This window comes from Streptomyces sp. NPDC000151, from assembly GCF_040301705.1.
Classification (GTDB): domain Bacteria; phylum Actinomycetota; class Actinomycetes; order Streptomycetales; family Streptomycetaceae; genus Streptomyces.
In genome coordinates this window covers 1-16,292 of record NZ_JBEPFC010000051.1, presented here as the reverse complement: position 1 = coordinate 16,292, position 16,292 = coordinate 1, and the positions used below count along the sequence as shown (strand labels likewise).

The 16,292-nt window shown below is 72.1% G+C and carries 18 protein-coding genes; 10 read left to right on the top strand and 8 right to left on the bottom strand.

Translation table 11 applies throughout. The features are described 5' to 3' along the window. The first annotated feature begins 130 nt into the window (after positions 1-130). Both ABT381_RS16735 and ABT381_RS16730 read left to right on the top strand, forming a co-directional pair. Positions 131-1,072 carry an ROK family glucokinase gene (locus tag ABT381_RS16735; RefSeq protein ID WP_351594060.1) on the top strand — a complete coding sequence of 314 codons (942 nt, stop codon included), beginning with the start codon at positions 131-133 and terminating at the stop codon, positions 1,070-1,072. Positions 1,073-1,076: 4 nt separating this feature from the next. Then, positions 1,077-1,847, top strand: coding sequence for an endonuclease/exonuclease/phosphatase family protein (locus ABT381_RS16730; protein WP_351594057.1), 771 nt, complete (start codon positions 1,077-1,079; stop codon positions 1,845-1,847). 69 nt (positions 1,848-1,916) lie between these two features. Here ABT381_RS16730 and ABT381_RS16725 read toward each other — a convergent pair whose 3' ends face one another. Next, positions 1,917-2,588 (bottom strand): hypothetical protein, encoded by a 672-nt coding sequence (locus ABT381_RS16725; RefSeq protein ID WP_351594054.1) that lies wholly within the window; start codon positions 2,586-2,588, stop codon positions 1,917-1,919. Continuing rightward, the gene (locus tag ABT381_RS16720) at positions 2,575-3,360 is read right to left on the bottom strand and encodes an alpha/beta hydrolase (RefSeq protein WP_351594052.1); all 786 of its coding nucleotides are present in this window, start codon (positions 3,358-3,360) and stop codon (positions 2,575-2,577) included. Before ABT381_RS16720 ends, ABT381_RS16725 begins: the two co-directional genes overlap by 14 nt. Before the next feature lie 248 nt (positions 3,361-3,608). Between ABT381_RS16720 and ABT381_RS16715 the strand changes: the two genes are divergently transcribed. The 5 genes from ABT381_RS16715 to ABT381_RS16695 all read left to right on the top strand — a co-directional run bounded on the left by ABT381_RS16715 (position 3,609) and on the right by ABT381_RS16695 (position 8,690). After that, positions 3,609-4,328 (top strand): lysophospholipid acyltransferase family protein, encoded by a 720-nt coding sequence (locus ABT381_RS16715; protein ID WP_351594123.1) that lies wholly within the window; start codon positions 3,609-3,611, stop codon positions 4,326-4,328. A gap of 142 nt (positions 4,329-4,470) precedes the next feature. Continuing rightward, positions 4,471-5,730, top strand: coding sequence for a MacS family sensor histidine kinase (gene macS, locus ABT381_RS16710; RefSeq protein WP_351594120.1), 1,260 nt, complete (start codon positions 4,471-4,473; stop codon positions 5,728-5,730). After that, entirely contained in the window at positions 5,727-6,398 is a 672-nt protein-coding gene (locus ABT381_RS16705) for a response regulator (RefSeq protein WP_351594049.1), read from the top strand. The genes macS and ABT381_RS16705 overlap by 4 nt, the downstream gene beginning before the upstream one ends. A gap of 152 nt (positions 6,399-6,550) precedes the next feature. Beyond that, positions 6,551-7,579, top strand: a complete 1,029-nt coding sequence (locus ABT381_RS16700; protein ID WP_351594046.1) for a 6-phosphofructokinase — start codon at positions 6,551-6,553, stop codon at positions 7,577-7,579. A 106-nt stretch (positions 7,580-7,685) separates the two neighbouring features. After that, positions 7,686-8,690, top strand: coding sequence for an NAD(P)-dependent oxidoreductase (locus ABT381_RS16695; protein WP_351594043.1), 1,005 nt, complete (start codon positions 7,686-7,688; stop codon positions 8,688-8,690). On the opposite strand, the gene ABT381_RS16690 is transcribed toward ABT381_RS16695, so the two are convergent. After that, complete coding sequence (locus ABT381_RS16690) at positions 8,656-10,512, bottom strand: anthranilate synthase family protein (protein WP_351594041.1); 1,857 nt, start codon at positions 10,510-10,512, stop codon at positions 8,656-8,658. The two genes, ABT381_RS16695 and ABT381_RS16690, sit on opposite strands and share 35 nt — an antisense overlap. A gap of 105 nt (positions 10,513-10,617) precedes the next feature. Continuing rightward, the gene (locus ABT381_RS16685; protein WP_351594118.1) at positions 10,618-10,674 is read right to left on the bottom strand and encodes a trp operon leader peptide; all 57 of its coding nucleotides are present in this window, start codon (positions 10,672-10,674) and stop codon (positions 10,618-10,620) included. A gap of 124 nt (positions 10,675-10,798) precedes the next feature. On the opposite strand from ABT381_RS16685, the gene ABT381_RS16680 reads away from it, so the two are divergent. Further along, positions 10,799-12,148 (top strand): class II 3-deoxy-7-phosphoheptulonate synthase, encoded by a 1,350-nt coding sequence (locus ABT381_RS16680; RefSeq protein ID WP_351594038.1) that lies wholly within the window; start codon positions 10,799-10,801, stop codon positions 12,146-12,148. 134 nt (positions 12,149-12,282) lie between these two features. Continuing rightward, positions 12,283-12,597 carry a (2Fe-2S)-binding protein gene (locus tag ABT381_RS16675; protein ID WP_351594035.1) on the top strand — a complete coding sequence of 105 codons (315 nt, stop codon included), beginning with the start codon at positions 12,283-12,285 and terminating at the stop codon, positions 12,595-12,597. A gap of 16 nt (positions 12,598-12,613) precedes the next feature. Here the strand turns inward: ABT381_RS16675 and bfr are convergent, their stop codons facing one another. After that, the gene (gene bfr, locus ABT381_RS16670; RefSeq protein WP_031056839.1) at positions 12,614-13,090 is read right to left on the bottom strand and encodes a bacterioferritin; all 477 of its coding nucleotides are present in this window, start codon (positions 13,088-13,090) and stop codon (positions 12,614-12,616) included. Between the two features lie 155 nt (positions 13,091-13,245). Here bfr and ABT381_RS16665 point away from each other — a divergent pair, with 155 nt between their 5' ends. Next, on the top strand, positions 13,246-13,869 hold the full coding sequence (locus tag ABT381_RS16665; RefSeq protein ID WP_351594031.1) for a sulfite oxidase-like oxidoreductase: 624 nt from the start codon (positions 13,246-13,248) through the stop codon (positions 13,867-13,869). 30 nt (positions 13,870-13,899) lie between these two features. Here the strand turns inward: ABT381_RS16665 and ABT381_RS16660 are convergent, their stop codons facing one another. The 3 genes from ABT381_RS16660 to ABT381_RS16650 form a co-directional block, all read right to left on the bottom strand. Then, a complete protein-coding gene (locus tag ABT381_RS16660; RefSeq protein WP_351594116.1) occupies positions 13,900-14,319 on the bottom strand; it encodes a DUF4396 domain-containing protein in 420 nt (139 codons plus the stop codon). Positions 14,320-14,388: 69 nt separating this feature from the next. Further along, positions 14,389-15,270, bottom strand: coding sequence for a deoxyribonuclease IV (locus ABT381_RS16655; RefSeq protein ID WP_351594028.1), 882 nt, complete (start codon positions 15,268-15,270; stop codon positions 14,389-14,391). A gap of 49 nt (positions 15,271-15,319) precedes the next feature. Then, on the bottom strand, positions 15,320-16,292 hold a 973-nt coding region (locus ABT381_RS16650; protein WP_351594025.1), incomplete at its 5' end, for a Stk1 family PASTA domain-containing Ser/Thr kinase.

Genomic DNA, 16,292 nt, shown 5'->3' with positions numbered 1-16,292 from the left:
GGACCGGTCCTCTCCGACAGGTCCGCTGCGGCGGTCAGGTGTCCGGCTGGTGATCCATTGGCCTCCGGTGGGCCCCCGGCTCCGGTACGGTTGTCCGTTGGCGGGGTTCGACCGGAAAACTGAGGGACACATGGGACTCACCATCGGCGTCGACATCGGCGGCACGAAGATCGCGGCCGGCGTGGTCGACGAAGAGGGCACGATCCTCGAGACGTGCAAGGTGCCGACCCCGCCGACCTCCCAGGCGCTGACCGAGGCCATCGCCGACGCGGTCCGCAGCGTCGGGGCCGGCCATCAGGTCGAGGCCGTCGGCATCGGCGCCGCCGGGTACGTCGACGAGAAGCGCGCCACGGTGCTCTTCGCCCCGAACATCAACTGGCGCCACGAGCCGCTCAAGGACAACGTCGAGCAGCGCGTCGGCCTCCCCGTCGTGGTGGAGAACGACGCGAACGCCGCGGCCTGGGGCGAGTACAAGTTCGGCGCCGGCCAGGGCCACAGCGATGTCATCTGCATCACGCTCGGCACGGGCCTCGGCGGCGGCATCATCATCGGCAACAAGCTGCGCCGCGGCCGCTTCGGCGTCGCCGCGGAGTTCGGCCACATCCGGGTCGTCCCCGACGGCCTGCTCTGCGGCTGCGGCAGCCAGGGGTGCTGGGAGCAGTACGCCTCCGGGCGCGCGCTCCTGCGGTACGCCAAGCAGCGCGCCTTCGCGACCCCGGAGAACGCCAAGGTCCTGCTGAGCCTGGGCGACGGCACCTCCGAGGGCATCGAGGGCCGGCACATCAGCGAGGCCGCGCGCCACGGCGACGCGGTCGCCATCGACTCGTTCCGCGAGCTGGCCCGCTGGGCCGGCGCGGGCCTGGCCGACCTCGCCTCGCTCTTCGACCCCTCCGCCTTCATCGTCGGCGGCGGCGTCTCCGACGAGGGCGAGCTGGTCCTGGACCCGATCCGCAAGTCCTTCCGGCGCTGGCTGGTCGGCAATCAGTGGCGGCCGCACGCACAGGTGCTCGCCGCGCAGCTGGGCGGCAAGGCCGGCCTGGTCGGCGCCGCCGACCTCGCGCGCCAGGGCTGACGCGGTGGTGGCCGAGCGCCCGGAGACCGAGGCCGGATTCCCGCGGTCCGTTACCGAGTCCGACGGCTCGGCCGTCGTCCGTGTGCTCAGCTACAACATCCGCTCGATGCGTGACGACCGGGCGGCGCTCGCCAGGGTCATCCGGGCCTGCGCCCCCGACGTCGCGCTCATCCAGGAGGCGCCGCGCTTCTTCCGCTGGCGGAAGGCCGCGGCGGCCCTGGCCCGGGAATCGGAGCTGGTGTACGCCACGGGCGGCGCGACCGCCTGCGGCCCGCTGATCCTCACCTCGCTCCGCGCCCACGTGGAGCGCGCCGAGGACATCCTGCTGCCGAAGTCCCCGGGGCTGCACCGGCGCGGCTTCGCGACCGCGGTGCTGCGCATCGGGGGAGCGCGGCTCGGCGTGCTCAGCGCGCACCTGAGCCTGAGCGCGGCGGAGCGGTACGAGCAGGCGGGGCTGCTCCTGGAACGGCTCGCGCTGCTGGACGCGCCGCACGCGGTGGCCGGCGGCGACATCAACGACCGGCCCAAGGGCCGCAGCTTCCGGCGGCTGGCCGGTTCGCTGACGGACGCCTGGCAGGCCGCGCCCTGGGGCGGCGAGTACACCTCCACGCCGCACGATCCGCACCAGCGCATCGACGGGGTGTTCACGACCTCCGGCGTCGAGGTCCTGGCGTGCGGCGTACCGATCGACCTGCCGGGCGTCGAGGAAGCCGACCTGCGGGCGGCATCCGATCACTTGCCGGTGCTGGCGGCGCTACGGGTACCGGCCCCGTAAGGGGCGCGGGGCGTGTCGATATGCGGCTCCGCCGCGTGGGCGCGACCAGCCACGACGGTGGAGCCACCGTCAGACGACCGCACCACCCCCGGGCCGGGGTTCATCGTCATCATCGCCCTTCATACGGGCGACAAGCGTCGCGAAGCCGCCCAGGAATCCGCCGATCCCCAGCGTGGTGATCCACCACGTCACCGGCTGCTGGAGCAGCATCATGACGATCAGCAGCAGCGGGCCGCCCAGCACCGCGATCCAGGCGAACTTGGTCGTCACGTCGGCCTGCGGCAGCGGCGGCGGTTCGGGCGGTGTGAAGTGGCCCTCGCCGTCCTCGTCGTCCTCGTCGAAGTCGTCGTCGGAGGGCTTGTCGGCAGACCAGTCGCGCGGCCCGACGCCCGGCGCGTACACGATGAAGCTGCCGGGCCGGTCGCCGGAGGCGTCCCCGGGCCGGCCGGCGGGACCGCTCTCCGGCCGCTCGGCGGGCGGCGCGTCGCCCGCCGCCTCCCCGGCGCCCGGCTGCGGCTCGGACTGCGGCTCGGGCCGCGGCTCCGGCTCCAGGTTGAAGCCCTTCTCCAGGTCCAGGTCGGTCACCGGGCGCTCCGGCTCGCCGGCCTCCGGCCGCACCGAGACGGGCGCGGACGGCCGGTCCTCCGGCGCGGGAAAGGCCGGCTCCTCCCCGTAGGAGGCCACGATCTCTGCCCAGGCGGCGTCCTCGTCCAGAGGATCGCGCGGGTCACGCTCCCCCACTGGTGGTCGTCCCCTCCCCCTTCACGGCCGGTGCGAGGCGCGCGATGAAGTCGTAGGTGTCCTCGAAGATCTGCTCGGCGTCGTGGTCCAGCGTCGCGACGTGATAGCTGCGCTCCAGCAGCTTCTGCCGCAGATCCTTGGACGAGACCCGGCTCATGATGCGCTCGGAGTCGGCCGGCGGCACCACGTGGTCCTGCGGGCTGGTCATCACCAGCAGCGGCTGGGTGACCTGCGGCAGCTCGGCGTCCACCAGGCGGAAGAACTGCCGTACGGAGTGCGCGGCGTGCAGCGGTACCCGGTCGTAGCCGGTCTCCATCGCGTTCGCCTGGCAGATGTCGCTGGTCAGACCCTTGGTCGTACGGACGACATGGCGCAGCACCGGGAGCAGCGGGGCCGCCGCGTCGTGCACCTTGTTCGCCGGGTTCACCACGACCATGCCGCTGATCGCGTCGCCGTGCCGGGCGGCCAGCCGCAGCGTCAGCGCGCCGCCCATGGACAGGCCGCAGACGAAGACCTGGTCGCACGTGCCGGTCAGCGCGCGCAGCTCGCGGTCCACCTCGGCGTACCAGTCCTGCCAGGTGGTGACCTGCAGGTCCTGCCAGCGGGTGCCGTGCCCGGGCAGCAGCGGCAGCGAGACGGTGAGGCCGCGGGCCGCGAGGTACTCGGCCCAGGGGCGGACGGACTGCGGGGAACCGGTGAACCCGTGGCAGACGAGGACGCCGACCCGACCGCCTTCATGGCGGAACGGCTCGGCCCCGGGGAGGAGCGGCACCGGAGGACTCCGTTCGGTAAAGGGAAAGCGTTCAGTAAAGGCGAGGTGTTCGGTGAAAGAGGAGCGCCGGCCTGCGGCGAGAAGCTGGTAACTGCAGGGTACGCAAAGCCCAGCCGCCCGGATAGGTCCGCAGGGAAGGGTGTGCCGTACGGGGAGCGGCGGTGCCACGCACGGTGAGGAGGCGGGCCGCCGCGCGGGTTAAGGTCTTTGCGTCGGACACAGAAGGAGTGGCGTTGATCTACGGCGCAATGAAGTTTTCCATCGGCAACTCGCTGAAGCTGGCGTTCCGCCCCTGGGTCGAGGGCCTGGAGAACATCCCCGCCGAGGGGCCCGCGATCCTGGCGAGCAACCACCTGTCCTTCTCGGACTCCTTCTTCCTGCCCGCGGTGCTCGACCGGAAGGTCACCTTCATCGCCAAGGCCGAGTACTTCACCTCGCCCGGCGTCAAGGGCAAGCTGACCGCCGCGTTCTTCAAGGGCGTGGGCCAGCTGCCGGTGGACCGCTCCGGCGGGCGCGGCGCCGGCGAGGCGGCGATCAAGAGCGGCATCGAGGTGCTGGAGCGCGGCGAGCTGTTCGGGATCTACCCCGAGGGCACCCGCTCGCCCGACGGCCGGCTCTACCGCGGCAAGCCCGGCGGCCTGGCCCGGGTGACGCTGGCCACCGGCGCGCCGGTGATCCCCGTGGCGATGATCGACACGGAGAAGGTGCAGCCGCCCGGCAAGGTCGTGCCGAAGATGATCCGGCCCGGCATCCGCATCGGCAAGCCGCTGGACTTCAGCCGGTACCACGGCATGGAGGGCGACCGCTTCATCCTGCGGTCGGTCACCGACGAGGTCATGTACGAGATCATGAAGCTGTCGGGCCAGGAGTACGTCGACATCTACGCGACCGCCGCCAAGCGGCAGATCGCCGAGGCCGCCAAGAAGCAGGCCGAGGCGGAGAAGGCGGCGAAGAAGTCCGGCGCCTAGGCGTCCGGCGAGGGGTGGCCAGATGACAGCGGAGGACCGGATACCCGCCGCGGCGGGGACGGCCGGCACAACGGCGGTGCGCACGGCGGAGGGCACGGCGGAGGGCGCGCGGGGCCGCGCCCGGCAGCCGCGGGTGCTGCGGATGTCCGTCGAACTCCCGCTGTGGCGGGCGCTGACGGGGTACCGCGTGCTCACCCTGGTCTACGCCCTGGTGATCTTCTCCCTCAACTACACCGAGTACGCGCATCCGTTGGGCGGCGCCGCGTACATGGCGGTGCTCACGCTGTGGATGGTGCTGACCTGGCGCTGCACCACCTCCGCCGAACGCTGCAGCCGCCGCTTCCTCTTCGGCGACCTCGCGTTCGCGGTCGCCGGCATCCTGCTCACGCCGCTCGTCGACACCCACGCGCGGATCGTGGGCGGCGCGCCCACGCTGCCGTCGATATGGACGGCCGGGGCGGCGCTGGGCTTCGCGATCAAGGGCGGCTGGCGCTGGGCGGCCGGCGCCTCCTCCGTGGTGGCGGTGGCCAACCTCGTCGAGCGCCAGGAGTTCGCCCGCGACACCGTCCACAACGTGCTGCTGGTGTGGGTCGCGAGCGTGGCGATCGGTTACGTCGTCGAGGTCGCCAGGGCCAGTGAGCGCACGCTCGCGCGCGCCCTGCAGATCGAGGCGGCCACCCGCGAGCGCGAGCGGCTGGCCCGCGACATCCACGACAGCGTGCTCCAGGTGCTGGCGATGGTGCAGCGGCGCGGCGCCGCGCTCGGCGGCGAGGCGGCGGAGCTGGGCAGGATGGCGGGCGAGCAGGAGGTCGCGCTGCGCACGCTGGTCTCCAGCGGGCTGGTGCCCGCGAAGCGGCGGGCGACGGCTCCGGACGCGGCGGGCACGGCGGGCACGCCGCACGAGGACGGCGAGGCGGACGGGCCCTCGTACGGGGACAACTGCGTGCCCGAGGGGGAGGAGGCGCTCGCCGACGAGCCGTGCGACGTGCGGGCGCTGCTCGCGCCGCACGCGGGCGCCGGGGTCACCTTCTCCGAGCCGGGCGCCCCGGTGTGGCTGGCGGCGGCGCGTGCGGCGGAGCTGGCCGCCGCTGTCAGTGCCGCGTTGGACAATGTACGGGTGCACGCGGGGGCCGGCGCCCACGCGTGGATCCTGGTCGAGGACGAGCCGGAGGCGGTGCTCGTGACGGTGCGGGACGACGGCCCGGGCATCCCCGAGGGCCGGCTCGCCGACGCCGAGCGCGAGGGCCGGCTCGGGGCCGCGCTCTCCATCCGGGGGCGGCTGCGGGACCTCGGCGGCCGCGCCGAGTGGATCTCGGTCCCCGGCCAGGGCACGGAAGTGGAGCTGACGGTTCCCAAGGGCGGGGCGCCCGAGGGCGGACGACGGGCGAAGGCAGGCGCATGAGTGAGCCGCAGGGCGTGAAGGTCATGGTGGTCGACGACCATCCGATGTGGCGGGACGCGGTGGCCAGGGACCTGGCCGAGGCCGGGCTCGACGTGGTCGCGACCGCGGGCGACGGCCCGCAGGCCATCCGCAGAGCCCAGGCCGCCGGGCCCGACGTGCTGGTCCTGGACCTCAACCTCCCGGGGATGCCCGGCGTCGAGGTCTGCCGCGAGCTGGTCGGCGCCAACCCCCGGCTGCGGGTCCTGGTGCTGTCCGCGAGCGGCGAGCACGCGGATGTCCTGGAGGCCGTGAAGTCCGGCGCGACCGGCTATCTGGTGAAGTCCGCCAGCACGGCGGAGCTGATCGAGGCGGTGCGCTCCACCGCCGTCGGCGACCCGGTGTTCACCCCGGGCCTGGCCGGGCTGGTGCTGGGGGAGTACCGCAGGCTGGCGAGCGATCCCGCCCCGGCCACCGAGGACGAAGCGGGCGCGCCCCGGCTCACCGAGCGCGAGACCGAGGTGCTGCGCCTGGTCGCCAAGGGCCTCTCGTACAAGCAGATCGCCGAGCGCCTGGTCATCTCGCACCGCACGGTGCAGAACCACGTCCAGAACACCCTCGGCAAGCTCCAGCTGCACAATCGCGTCGAGCTGGTCCGGTACGCGATAGAGCGCGGGCTCGACACGCCCTGAGCGCCCCGGCACGGACCGCTCGTACGAGTGAACGGCACGGCCCCGCACCCCGGAAAATCACCGGAATCAGCCCCTCGTCCCTCTCCTGGGTGACCTGGATCACCATTAGCGTGACCCGCGTCGGTCCATGCACGGGACGAAGGGAAGAAGCGATGCGGGTAGGAGTGCTTACCGGTGGCGGCGACTGCCCCGGTCTGAACGCGGTCATCCGGGCGGTGGTGCGCAAGGGCACCCAGGAGTACGAGTACGAGTTCGTGGGCTTCCGGGACGGCTGGCGCGGGCCGCTGGAGGGCGACACGGTACCGCTGGACATCCCCGCGGTCCGCGGCATCCTGCCCCGCGGCGGCACGATCCTGGGGTCCTCGCGCACCAACCCCTTCAAGCAGGAGGAGGGCGTCCGGCGGATCCGGGAGAATCTCGCCAAGCAGGAGATCGACGCGCTGGTCACGATCGGCGGCGAGGACACCCTCGGCGTCGCCGCGCGGCTGTCGGCCGAGCACGGCATCGCGTGCGTCGGCGTCCCCAAGACCATCGACAACGACCTCTCGGCCACCGACTACACCTTCGGCTTCGACACCGCCGTGGGCGTCGCCACCGAGGCCATCGACCGGCTGCACACCACCGCCGAGTCGCACATGCGGGTCCTGGTCGTGGAGGTCATGGGGCGGCACGCGGGCTGGATCGCGCTCCACTCCGGGCTGGCGGGCGGCGCCAACGCCATCCTCATCCCCGAGCAGCGCTTCGACATCGACCAGGTCTGTGCCTGGGTCGAGTCCCGCTTCAAGGTGCGGTACGCGCCGATCGTGGTCGTCGCCGAGGGCGCCATGCCCAAGGACGGCCAGATGGTCCTGAAGGACGACTCCACCGACTCCTTCGGGCACGTCCGGCTCTCGGGGGTGGGGGAGTGGCTGGCCAAGGAGATCGAGCGGCGCACGGGCAAGGAGGCGCGCACGACCGTACTCGGCCACACCCAGCGCGGCGGCACCCCCAGCGCCTTCGACCGCTGGCTGGCCACCCGCTTCGGGCTGCACGCCATCGACGCCGTGCGCGACGGCGACTTCGGGACGATGGTCGCGCTGCGCGGCACGGACATCGTGCGGGTGCCCCTCGGCGAGGCCACCGCGAAGCTGAAGACGGTCGACCCGAAGCTGTACTCCGAGGCCGGGGTCTTCTTCGGGTAGCGCGCAGGGGCGGCGCCGCCCGTTCCGTACGGCGGCGCCGGGCGGTGGGCCGTATATTCGGCCCATCGCCTCAAGACGCCCGATACGGGGAGCGGTGGGAGGAAGCGTGGAAATCCTGGCATTCGGTGTCCAGGTCGACGAGCGGCCGCTGCTGGAGCGGGCCTTCGACGGCCACCACCAGATCCGCTGTCTCGACGTCTGCCTCAACCGCGACACGGCCCCCATCGCGGCCGGCTACGAGATCGTCACGGTCGGCGGCAACGCCGACCTGAACGCCGAGGTGCTCCAGGAACTGGCGGCCGGCGGCACGAAGATGATCGCCCAGCGCTCCACCGACCACCGCAACATCGATCTGTGCGCGGCCGCCGACCTCGGTCTGACCATCGGCCGGGTCTCCCGCTGTTCGCCGCACTCCGCCGCCGAGTTCGCCTGGTGCCTGGCGCTGGCGGTCGACCGTCGGCTGGTACGGGCCGCCCGCCGCGTCCGCGACTCCGACTTCCGGCTCGACGGACTGATGGGCCGGGACCTGCTCGGCCGCACCGCGGGCGTGCTGGGCACCGGCCGGACCGGCGCCGCCTTCGCCCGGATCGCGCACGGCTTCGGGATGCGGCTGCTCGGCTGGGACGTCGTCGAGAACCCCGCCTGCACGGAGCTGGGCATGACATACGTCGGCAAGGAAGAGCTGCTCGCCGGCTCCGACCTGGTCTCCCTGCACGTACCGCTGCTGGAGAGCACCCGGCACCTCATCGACGCCGCAGCGCTCGCCGCGATGAAGGACGACGCGGTACTGGTGAACTCCGGCCACGACGGCCTGGTGGACACCGCGGCGCTCGTCGGCACGCTCACGGCTGGACGGTTGCGCGGCGTCGCCCTGGACGGAGTCCGGGACGACACCCTCGCCCGCCTGATGCCCTTCGGGAACGTGCTGGTCACCGCTGACCAGGCGTACTTCACCGAGGACGCGGTCGGCCAGATCCTCGACACCACGGTCCGCAACGTCGAGGACTACCTGGCCGGCCGCGCGGGCGAGAACCTCCTCGTCACCCCGGAGGGGCGGCGCACCCCGGAGGGGCGGCTCACACCAGAACGGCAGCCAGCAGCTGGGAGGTGAGGGCCGCGCCGTCCAGCGTCAGCACCGACTCGGGGTGGAACTGCACCCCGGCGAAGCCCGGCCCGCGCAGCGCGTGCACGTCCCCGCTCGCCGGGTCCCGGCTCAGCTCCACGCGGTGCATGGCCAGTTCGGCGACCGCCGCCTCGTCGCAGCGCGCGGTGAAGGTGTTGTAGAAGCCGACGGTCTCCTCGCGCCCGAAGAAGTCGATCCGCTCCTGCGCGCCCTGGAACGGCACGTCCTTGCGGGCGATCTCCAGCCCGAGCACCGCGGCGATCAGCTCGTGGCCCAGGCAGACGCCGAGAAGGCCGTGCCGGTGCTCGCGGACCAGCTCGGCGGCCAGCGCGCGCAGCATCCGCATCTTCGGGTCGGCCGCGTCGGAGGGGTTGCCGGGCCCCGGGCCCAGCACGATCGGCCCTTCGTGGGCGAGCGCCGTCTCCCGCAGCCCCGGCTCGTCGTACCGCCGCACCTCCACCGTCAGCCCCGAGGTGCGCAGCAGGTGCGCCAGCATCGCGGTGAAGGTGTCCTCGGCGTCGATCACCAGCGCGTGGCCGTTCAGCGCGGCGGTCGGCGCGGTGGTCTGCATCCGCAGCCAGAACGGCGCGAGCCCGGCCCGGCGCGCGTCCAGCGCGGCCCGCACCCGCGGGTCCTCGGCCAGCCGCGGCGGCGCGGCGTCGGCGCGGCGGGACGGCGCCTCCCGTACGCCCAGCGCGGTGAGCACGCCCGCGGCCTTGGCGTGCGTCTCGGCGACCTCGCTCGCCGGGTCCGAGCCGCGTACCAGCGTCGCCCCGACCGACACCCGCAGCTGCCCGCCCGCGTCGATGTCGGCGGTGCGGATCAGGATCGGCGAGTCCAGGGTCTGCGCGCCGCCCGCGTCCCTGCCGATGAGCGCCAGCGCGCCCGCGTAGTACCCGCGCCCGCCGGGCTCGTACCGCTCGATGACCCGGCACGCGTTCTGTACGGGCGATCCCGTCACGGTCGCCGCGAACATCGTCTCCTTCAGCACCTCCCGCACGTCCAGCGACGACCGGCCGCGCAGCTCGTACTCGGTGTGCGCGAGGTGCGCCATCTCCTTCAGGCGCGGCCCGATCACGACGCCGCCCTTGTCGCCGACGGTGCACATCATCTTGAGCTCCTCGTCGACGACCATCGAGAGCTCCTCGATCTCCTTGCCGTCGGCGAGGAAGTCGAGCAGGTCCTCGGGGGTCGGGCCGCCGGCCGGGTAGCGGTAGGTCCCACTGATCGGGTTCATCACGACCGTGCCGCCGCTCATCCGGACATGTACCTCGGGGCTCGCGCCGACCAGCGTCCGCTCCCCGGTGTGCACGACGAACGTCCAGTACGCGCCGCGCTCGGTGGCCAGCAGCCGGCGGAACAGCGCGAGCGCGTCGGCCCGGCCGAAGCCCGGGATCTCGCCCTCGAAGGTCCGCCGGATCACGAAGTTCGCGCCCTCGCCCTGGCCGATCTCCCGGTCCAGCACCCGCCCGACGATCCCGGCGTACTCCTCGTCGCTCACGTCGAAGCCGCCGCCGGCGACCTGTACCGCGTGGTCCGGGAGCTGCGCCAGCGCGTCGGCGAGCGGCAGCTCGTACCGCTCCTCGGGGACCAGCGCGACCAGCGGGGTGCCGTCGTCGCGCACGTCGAAGCCGCGCTCGCGGATCTGCCGGAACGGCACCAGGGCCAGGCCCTCGGGGAGGTCGGCGAGCCGGTCGTACCCGGCGACCGGGCCGATCAGTACCTCGACCGTGTCCTGGTCGTGGCCGGGGGTGCGGCGGCGCAGCAGCGCAAAGGGCCGGTCATCGGCGAGCAGCTCGGGCAGGTGCATGGTCCTCGTCCTTCTCACACAGGGTCTGGGGAGAGGAACGGCCCGGAAAACGCCGGAAGGCCGCCCCTCGGGCGGCCTTCGCGAAGTCTGTGGTGTGCGCGCGAATCAGTGGGCCGCCGGAAGAGCGGTCCACCACCAGTTCATGGTTGTCTGCGCGAACATGCTGTGCACCCTACCCGATGGCGCGGAGGGTCGGCGGGCGCGCCGCCGGGCCTCCTCTGTGGGTCCTGTCTCATACTGCGGTCGGCGTACTGGACGCCTGCGAAGACCCCGTAATGTTGACGAGGTGACCGTGAACGCTGAAACCCACGCCGGTGGCCACACCTGGCGAGACCTGCCCGCGGCGCAGCAGCCTGACTGGCCGGACCAAGAGGCTCTGCGCGATGTGATCGCGGAGCTCGAGTCCTATCCGCCGCTCGTCTTCGCGGGCGAGTGCGACCAGCTGCGTGAGCGCCTGGGAGCCGTCGCCCGTGGTGAGGCGTTCCTGCTGCAGGGCGGCGACTGCGCCGAGGCGTTCGACGCGGTGTCGGCCGAGCACATCCGCAACAAGCTCAAGACGCTGCTCCAGATGGGCGCCGTCCTCACGTACGCCGGGTCCGTGCCCGTCGTCAAGGTCGGCCGGATCGCCGGCCAGTACAGCAAGCCGCGCTCCAAGCCGACCGAGACCCGCGACGGCGTGACGCTGCCGACGTACCGCGGCGACTCCGTCAACGGCTTCGAGTTCACCGAGGCGGCCCGGATCCCGGACCCCGAGCGGCTGAAGCGGATGTACCACGCCTCCGCCGCGACGCTGAACCTCGTGCGCGCCTTCACCACCGGCGGCTACGCCGACCTGCGCCAGGTGCACGCCTGGAACCAGGACTTCGTGAAGTCCTCGCCCTCGGGCCAGCGCTACGAGGCGCTGGCGCGCGAGATCGACCGGGCGCTGAACTTCATGAACGCCTGCGGGGTGGACCCGGAGGAGTTCAAGACCGTCGAGTTCTACGCCTCGCACGAGGCGCTGGTGCTGGACTACGAGACGGCGCTGACCCGTACGGACTCGCGCACCGGCAAGCTGTACGACGTCTCGGGCCACATGCTGTGGATCGGCGAGCGCACCCGGCAGCTGGACCACGCGCACATCGAGTTCGCCGCCCAGGTGCGCAACCCGATCGGCGTGAAGCTCGGCCCGACGACGACGCCCGAGGACGCCCTCGCGCTCATCGAGCGGCTGGACCCGGACCGCGAGCCGGGCCGGCTGACCTTCATCACCCGCATGGGAGCGGACAAGATCCGCGACAAGCTCCCCACGCTGGTGGAGAAGGTCACGGCCTCGGGCGCGCAGGTCGCGTGGATCACCGACCCGATGCACGGCAACACCTACGAGGCGGCTTCCGGCCACAAGACGCGGCGCTTCGACGACGTGCTGGACGAGGTCAAGGGCTTCTTCGAGGTCCACAAGGCGCTCGGCACGCACCCGGGCGGCATCCACGTCGAGCTGACCGGTGACGACGTCACGGAGTGCGTGGGCGGCGGCGACGAGATCTTCGTCGACGACCTGCACCAGCGGTACGAGACGGCCTGCGACCCCCGGCTGAACCGCAGCCAGTCGCTGGACCTGGCATTCCTGGTCGCGGAGATGTACCGGGACCAGTAGACGGGCGCGTAGACGCAAGGTGGGGCGCGGATTCTGTGATCCGCGCCCCACTGCGTTGTTAAGCGCCCGCCGAGGCGGGTAAGGTAAGGGTAACCTCACTCAAGATCATCCGAAGCTACGGGAAAGGTACGGGGGTGAACCGCGTGTACGTCTGCTCGTGCTTCGGCATCACCGAGGAGCAGGTGCGTGCGCACGCGGGCACGGGCGCCTGCACGCCGCGCCAGATCGCCTCCGCCTGCAAGGCCGGCACTGACTGCGGCGGCTGCGTACGCCGCATACAGGCCCTGCTGGGCCGGGGCAGCTGCCCCCGCCGCGCGCTGATCGATCAGGGGGACGCGACACCGCTGGCCGCCGATCCGGCGGAGCCCGCCGTCGCCGGGACGTCCGTCACCGAGCCGGTCGCGACCGAGATCGTCGAGCCGCCCGCCCGGTACCCCGAAGCCGCCTGAGCGCTCCCGCGGCCCGTCAGCTCGGCTGTTCGACGAGCTGCGCGATGTACAGCGGCTCCCCGAGCTTCTCCACCAGCTCCAGCTGGGTATCGAGATAGTCGATGTGGTGCTCCTCGTCGGCGAGGATGCTCTCGAAAATATTGGCCGACGTGATGTCGCCCTTGTTGCGCATGACCTCGATGCCGCGCCGCAGCCGGTCGATGGCCTCGGCCTCGATCTGCCGGTCCGCCTGGAACATCTCGGTGACCGTCTGGCCGATGCGGACGTGGAAGAGCCGCTGGTAGTTGGGCAGGCCCTCCAGGAAGAGGATCCGGTCGGTCAGGATCTCCGCGTGCTTCATCTCGTCGAACGACTCGGACCGGGTGTACTTGGCGAGCTTGGGCCAGCCGTTGTTCTCCTGCATCTTGGCGTGCAGGAAGTACTGATTGATCGCGGTCAGCTCGGCGGTCAGCTGCTCGTTGAGGAACTCGATGACCTCGGGGTCTCCCTGCATGACTGCGGGGCTCCTTCACACGTCGACTGAACAGGTGCCGGGCATCCTTGCACCGGGGCGCGCGGAGCGTCCAGTAAGTGCACGCTTAGTGGGAGTTGCCCGAATCGGTCCCGCCCTGGTCATCAGCACCCCTCCCGGTCTGACACCATGGAGGCATGGGTCAGCCGGATAGCCGCGAAGAGGAGCCTCCTCAGCTGCCTCCGGGGCAGCGTCTGCAGCGCGGATGGCCGGTCACGCACTACGGACCCGTTCCCAAGTTCCGCCCCGAGCGCTGGGAATTCCGGGTGTTCGGCGCCACGGCCGACGGTGACAAGCACTGCTGGACGCACGAGGAATTCACCTCGCTGCCGTATGCCACCGTCGTCGCCGACATGCACTGCGTGACGAAGTTCAGCATGCTGGGTGCCGAATGGGGCGGGGTGTTGACGCGTACGGTGCTCGACCTGGCGCCGCCGGCCCCCGATGTCACCCATGTGATGGTCTGGGCCGAGTACGGATTCAGCTCGAACATGCCCCTGGAGGACTTCGCCGGGGAGCGCAGCCTGTTCGCCAGCCACCGGGACGGCGAACTGCTCACCGCGGAGCACGGCTTCCCCGTACGGCTCATCGTGCCGCACCTCTATGCCTGGAAGGGCCCGAAGTGGGTGCGCGGCATCGAGTACATGACGGCGGACCGCCGCGGCTTCTGGGAGGAGCGCGGCTACCACAACCTCGGGGACCCGTGGCAGGAGCAGCGCTACTCGTACCAGGAGGGGCCGGGCGACGGCCCGGAGCTCTGAGCCGTACGGCCTTCGGGGGCGCCGGCGGCCTCAGTGGTACTGGTGCACCACGGCATGCCCCTTGCCGCGTCCGATCATCCACCGGTTCACGGGCGTGGTGACGACGAACGCCAGGGCGAGGGAGAACGCCAGCGTCCCCCAGAACAGCCACTCCGACAGGTGCGCGTCCATCGCGCCCGGGACGAGTGCGATCACGCCGTTGTCGATGAGCTCCATGACGGCGATCGAGAGGGTGTCGGCGGCCAGCGCGACCTTCACGGCGGCCCGGAGGTCCAGCCCGGCCTTCAGGACGCCGCGCAGCGTGAGCGAGTAGCCGAAGAGGAACGCGAGGGCGATGGCGAGGATCATCGTCGGCACGTTGTGCCAGCCCAGCGCCGTGCCGATCACCATGCCGAGGACCTCGCCGATGGCGCAGCCGGTGAGGCAGTGCAGGGTCGCCTGCGCGGCCATCGCCCAGCCGGCCGGTGCGTGGGGTGCGTGAGTATTCCTCAAGATCCTCGAGACCTCCCTGGACGTGTCTCAGGCGTCCCGCAGCTCCTTCAGGCGCGCCACGTCCGCCGCGTGGCCCTCCTTGCCGCCCGGCGTCTCGATCACCAGCGGCACGCCCGCGGTCGCCGGGTGCCGGAACAGCTCGCGGAACGGCTCGGCGCCGATGTGGCCGGAACCGATGTTCTCGTGGCGGTCCTTGTGCGCGCCGGCCACGTCCTTGGAGTCGTTGGCGTGGATCAGCTTCAGGCGGCCCTCGCCCGCGACGTCCACCAGCTCGTCCAGCAGCGCCTTCGTGCCGCCGGGCGCCGCCATGTCGTGCCCGGCCGCGAACGCGTGGCAGGTGTCCAGGCAGAGCCCCGCACGCGGGTGCCGGTCCAGCGCGTCCAGGTACGGCCCGAGGTCCTCGGCCAGCGAGCACAGCGAGGCGCCCTGCCCGGCCGTCGACTCCAGCAGCAGCCACGGGTCGTCGTCGTGGGTGAGCTCGTCCAGCAGCGGCAGCAGGTACTCCCGTACCTGCGCCAGCGCCGTGGCGCGCTCCCGCCCGCCGGTCGCCGAGCCGGTGTGCACGACCACGCCGAGCGCCCCGATGTCCCGGCCGCGCCGCAGCGAGTGCCGCAGCGACTCCACCGACTTCTCGACCGTCACCGGGTTGTGGGAGCCGAAGTTGATCAGGTACGGCGCGTGCACGTACGCCGGGATGGCACGCTCCGCGCAGGCCGCGCGGAACGCCTCGTCCTGCATCGGATTGCCGGGCGGGGTGGCCCAGCCACGCGGGTTGGCGACGAAGACCTGGACGGACTCGCCGCCGATCTCCTGGGCGTACGGGATGCCGACCTTGGCGAGACCGCCGGCCACGGGGATGTGGCCGCCGATCGGATTGCGCTCACGGGCGCGCTGCGGGGAAGTGCTCACACCTTCAAGGGTGCCAGGCGGCCGGGCGTCCCCGGCTGTCAGGTACGCCTCACAGCTTGCTCTCCAGCGTGATCGTGATCGTGCTGCCCTTCGGAGCGGTGTCGCCGGCGTCGACGGACTGGCTGTCGACCGTGTCCGTCGGGAAGAAGAACGGCTTCTTCACCTCGACCTCGAAGCCCGCGGCGGTCAGTGCCTGCTTCGCGTCGTCCACCTTCTGGCCCTCGACGTCCGGCACCTCGACCATCTGCGGCCCCTTGGAGAGCGTGAGCGTCACCGTGTCCCCCTTGCCCAGCTTCTCGCCCGCCCCCGGGGACTGCCGTGCGATCGCGCCCTTGTCCTCCTCCGAGTACACCGGGTCCGCGGCGAACTTCACGTGGAAGCCCTCCTCCCGCAGCTCCGCCGCCGCGTCCGACCGGTCGTCGCCGACCACGTCCGGTACGTCGATCGCGCTGCCCCGGCTGACGGTCAGCGCGATCGCCGTACCGGGCCGCCGCTTCGCCCCGGCGTCCGGGTCCGTACGGATCACCGAGCCCTTGGCCACCTCGTCGCTGAACGCCTTGCGCTCGGTCCCCGGGGTCAGCCCCTGGTCGCGCAGCTTGCGCCGGGCGTCGGCGACCGGGGTGCCGGACAGGTCGGGCACGGCGACGATGTCCGGGCCCTTGGAGAGCGTGAGGGTGACCGTGCCGGTGCCCCGGATGCGGTGCCCGTTCTCCGGGTCGGTGGAGATCACGTGGCCGCGCTCCACGGTGGAGCTGTACGCCCGCCGCACCTTCACGTCCAGGCCCGCGCCGTGCAGCGTCCGCTCGGCCTTGGCCTGCGTCATGTCCAGTACCGCCGGCACGGTCGTGAACTGGCCGGTGGTGACGTACCAGACGCCGGTCCCCACGAGCAGCGCGGCCAGCAGCGCGAGGACGACGAAGAGGGTCCTGCGGCGCGGCGCCCGAGCGGTCTCCGTGCGCCGTGCGCCGCCCGCGGGCGCCACCGGCACCTCCAGCCGGCTGGTGTGCCCCGCCGCGTCGTCG

Excerpts from the sequence above, each read along its gene's own strand:
- ABT381_RS16735 (WP_351594060.1), top strand. The coding sequence starts at position 131 with ATGGGACTCACCATCGGCGTCGACATCGGCGGCACGAAGATCGCGGCC.
- ABT381_RS16715 (WP_351594123.1), top strand. The coding sequence starts at position 3,609 with ATGAAGTTTTCCATCGGCAACTCGCTGAAGCTGGCGTTCCGCCCCTGG.
- macS (WP_351594120.1), top strand. The coding sequence starts at position 4,471 with ATGTCCGTCGAACTCCCGCTGTGGCGGGCGCTGACGGGGTACCGCGTG.
- ABT381_RS16705 (WP_351594049.1), top strand. The coding sequence starts at position 5,727 with ATGAGTGAGCCGCAGGGCGTGAAGGTCATGGTGGTCGACGACCATCCG.
- ABT381_RS16700 (WP_351594046.1), top strand. The coding sequence starts at position 6,551 with ATGCGGGTAGGAGTGCTTACCGGTGGCGGCGACTGCCCCGGTCTGAAC.
- ABT381_RS16690 (WP_351594041.1), bottom strand. The coding sequence starts at position 10,512 with ATGCACCTGCCCGAGCTGCTCGCCGATGACCGGCCCTTTGCGCTGCTG.
- bfr (WP_031056839.1), bottom strand. The coding sequence starts at position 13,090 with ATGCAGGGAGACCCCGAGGTCATCGAGTTCCTCAACGAGCAGCTGACC.
- ABT381_RS16665 (WP_351594031.1), top strand. The coding sequence starts at position 13,246 with ATGGGTCAGCCGGATAGCCGCGAAGAGGAGCCTCCTCAGCTGCCTCCG.
- ABT381_RS16660 (WP_351594116.1), bottom strand. The coding sequence starts at position 14,319 with ATGGCCGCGCAGGCGACCCTGCACTGCCTCACCGGCTGCGCCATCGGC.